We start from the raw sequence: 2,379 nt of genomic DNA on the forward strand, positions 1-2,379 counted from the left end.
CGGTACAAAATCCTGTAAGTGGACGATTAGAGACAGCGTGGAAGGAACCGCCAATATTTCGGCGGCATTGGCTCGGGCAAAACTTCCGGTTCAGGTCAAAAAATCGCTAGTAAGTTTTTAGAGAATGGTTTTGGAGGTCATTGTGCTATGTGCCAAACATTCGGAAAAGGATTTATGGGTTAAGTATTGCCGGGAATCGGGTCGCGAACAAGACTTGATAATGGTAGAACCCGGCGGAAAATACTATTTCAACTTTTTAGAATATGAATCAAGTCACAGCGTTGGTGGTGCATCCCTCACCGAAAATATCGCTCAGGTGCTTAAAACCGTTATCCGAGCATCCGAAGAAAGAGGTGGCGGCAAGAGCGACGATCCCTTTTGGGAAAACAGCCTCGATCAAGCCATAACAGCAGTTATTGACCTTGCTAAACTCGCTTACGGCAGCGTTACTGTTCAACGCATGTACGACATCATGACAACCGCACCCAAGGCAAATGAGCCTAAAGAAGAAACGCCCAGGGTCGGCAGTTACGGTCATGCGTTTAGAATGGCTTCAAATACAAACTCAAAGCGGTATGATGAGTTTATTAAAAAACTTATCCAGACGTCTAACACATTACCGGAAGAAGACGAATTGGATCAGATGTATCTTGATGCCACACCTGATGCAGTAACGCTTAAAGCGGTGGATCATTTCTTTATCGAACAATACAGGGCGTTGAGTGAAAAAACACGATCGATCATCACCATGTCGTTTACAGGTCTTTTGTTCCGGCTAATGAAAGAACCGGTTTACTCTTTGTTCTGCCAGTCATAAATCCAACCTTACGCCAGAGGATTAGTTTAAAGTAAAATTATACTGCTCAATATCCCGGTGAAGTTCTACCACAAAGTGGGACGTGACTGCCAGGTACTTTTTAAATATATCTGGCAACGAGCCATGGAGCGTAGGACAATTAACGATTATTCCCGCCCCGTATTCCTATGGGCTGATGAAGCGCACAACTTCCTGCATGAGCATGATACGGACTTTCAAACCACAGCGCGTGAGAGCCGTGTGGCAACGGTTTATATCAGCCAGAATCTATCCAACTATTTCGCCAATATGGGTGGTGGCAATAAGACGGAACACAAGGTTAAGAGCTTTCTCGGCACGCTAGCTACAAAAATATTTCATGCTAATGCGGATAACGCTGATACAAACCGATACGCTTCTGACCTCATAGGAGAGGCTTATAGAAAAGAAGAAAGTAGAGGGACCAGTTTAGGTGAAAGCATCGGTATGAGCTATAATGAAAGCTTTAAACTGGTCAAGATGGTTCGGCCCGAGGAGTTCGTCAAATTGAAATCAGGCGGCCCGCGAAACAACTATAAAGTTGAAGCCTATATACACTGTCAGGCATTGGCGTTTCCAAGCGGTTTTCATCATCAACAAGTGATTTTCCAACAAACTAAAAAATAAGCACTATGAACCCGAACATCAGGGCGAACCAGGAAAGGAGTAATGTACTACTTACGATTATTCTGAACATGATACCATCGTTACTCTACTCTTACTCAAGGTTGCTTCTTGAGGTCTTCATACGAAAGAATATGGGTCGACGGTACTTTTCGTTTGCCTCGTATGGTACAATGGTATTGTTCCTTTTATTTTTTCCTGTAGGAGTTCTATGGGTATATCCCTATTTCCTCTGGTTTCCGCGCAGACACTTCGGAGCATCTGACATGGACTACCTCCAACAATTATTCGAGGGGTGGTATTATCTGTTTATTGTTTTTACCATTGCGGGTTTTGTCAGATGGCTGGAAAGCCTGAAGAAAGTCATTATAAACCTTTCAGAGTCCAGTGTCAGTAGCGGTGAGTCCTATATTCTAAAATATTGGGTTAAATGGTTCGGGAATAGCGTTACTCCTCGTCAAGTGGAAACGATAGTAGAGCCCTCATTTTGTTTTTTGATTGGTTTGGTAATTTATTTTTTCAGTCGATGCGTTGGAGAAACGATTATGGGGGCTTCTTTTTTTTATAGCCTCAGTTATTTCAAAAAGGTTATAGGGTAAGCGGACAATCTACTAATGAATTTGTCGGATAAACTGTATGCGCAGCAACTTAAAATGAATGCGTTGCTAGGCATACAAAAATTACCCGAAGAATCACCTAATACCTTTCATTCCGATAAACCAGAAGTCAACTATGCCTTCCGCACCCAAGCCTCCCATTGGCGCACAGCAAAAAGATGACGATCCGATGGTCGGCGAACTGACCCCTAAGCACTGCTTAGGGCAGATGTCTGATGAATTTTCTTAGCTGGTAAACGCAATTTGCCAGCACTGCTCATCGGACTGGTTTTGCAGCCCAAATCCCGTCTATATAGATTGCAG

Annotated in this window: 2 protein-coding genes; both read left to right on the plus strand. The window is 43.5% G+C overall.

Features of this window, described 5'->3' with window-relative positions; all coding sequences use genetic code 11:
* Positions 1-124: 124 nt before the first annotated feature.
* A complete protein-coding gene (locus tag A1D16_RS21530) occupies positions 125-817 on the plus strand; it encodes a hypothetical protein (RefSeq protein WP_290713768.1) in 693 nt (230 codons plus the stop codon).
* A 123-nt stretch (positions 818-940) separates the two neighbouring features.
* Positions 941-1,462 (plus strand): TraM recognition domain-containing protein, encoded by a 522-nt coding sequence (locus A1D16_RS21535; RefSeq protein ID WP_290713771.1) that lies wholly within the window; start codon positions 941-943, stop codon positions 1,460-1,462.
* Positions 1,463-2,379 lie beyond the last annotated feature (917 nt).

It is taken from the genome of Flavihumibacter sp. CACIAM 22H1 (assembly GCF_001601815.1).
Lineage (GTDB): Bacteria > Bacteroidota > Bacteroidia > Chitinophagales > Chitinophagaceae > Flavihumibacter.